General features: G+C 60.8%; 1 protein-coding gene. It reads left to right on the top strand.

Annotated elements, in window-relative coordinates; genetic code table 11:
- Nucleotides 1-93: 93 nt before the first annotated feature.
- The coding region (locus M3B11_RS13275; protein WP_259877943.1) for an IS1249 family transposase at nucleotides 94-1229 on the top strand (1136 nt) is incomplete at its 3' end.

Below are 1229 nucleotides of genomic sequence, written 5' to 3'. Positions count from 1 at the left end.
GGGTTAATACTCATTTTGTGTGTACAGGATAGGGGTCTTGGCCAGTAGTCCGTAGGGCTTCAGGGGTGTGTACATGCTCTGAAAGCATGTGGGGTGACCGGTTCTAGGAATCAGCCCCGATGTGGTGTATGCGCAAACAAGCTCGTCAAGAACGGTAAGACCACCGCTGGACGGACGCGCTGGCGCTGCAAATCCTGCGGCGCTTCGACAACCCAACACCGGCCGGATATCACCCGGCACGCTGAGTTCCAGGCGTTCTTGTCCTGGCTGTCCGGTCCTGCTGGGATCAACCGGCTCGACGTGAGCGCATCGACGTTTAGACGCCGAACGGCTTGGTGCTGGAACGTCACACCGACCATCGTGCCGACTGGCGAAATCCATCACCAGATCATGCTCGATGGCACCTATTTCAACGGCTGGTGCGTCCTCATCGCTCATACCGGCTGCCATGTCATCGACTGGCAGTGGTGCGACCGGGAAAAGCTTGCCTCCTGGACAGCGCTACTGGCCCGGATCCCGGCACCGGCCTACGCGATCGTCGATGGCAACGGGCCGTTGCGGAAGGCTTTGAAGAACTGCTGGCCGGATACGAAGATCCAACGCTGCTTCTTCCACATCCGTAACGCCGCCCACCGGCATCTGACACGCACACCGAAACTGCCAGCCAACCAGCAACTCCTAGCCCTGTACAAGGCCCTTTCCACCGTGAGCAGCCTGGATGAAGCAGCCGCCTGGACGGCCTCGTTCCTCAGCTGGGAAGCGACCTGGCAGACGTTTCTCAATCACCGCACCTACGCCGGGAAGAACACACCCCGGCCAGCGCACGCGAATCCGAACCAGAAATGGTGGCACACCCACATTCGAACCCGACGCGCACACAAACTGATCACCGGGCTCCTGGCCGACAACGAACTGTTCACCTGGCTAGATCCCGACGCACCGAAACCTGTTGCTGCGACCACGAACCCGTTAGAAGGCGGTCCGAACAAAGCAATCAAGGACTTCCTCAGACACCACCGCGGACTCACCGCCGACCATGCCCGCCGCGGCGTCGACTGGCTGCTCTACCAGCACACCGAACACCCCCGCGACCCCTGGAGCTTCGTCACCGAAGCCCACTGGAACCCGCCCAGAACAAGGCCACAAGCCCCTACCGATGAGCTCATCGGGCCAGCCGCCTACGACACCGCTTTCAGCTACGAAGACGGCATCGGAATCCAACAAGGATG

This window comes from Brevibacterium sp. p3-SID960 (genome assembly GCF_025144725.1).
Classification (GTDB): domain Bacteria; phylum Actinomycetota; class Actinomycetes; order Actinomycetales; family Brevibacteriaceae; genus Brevibacterium.
The sequence above is the reverse complement of the archived record's forward strand: the minus strand, read 5'-3'. Positions and strand labels throughout refer to the sequence as shown.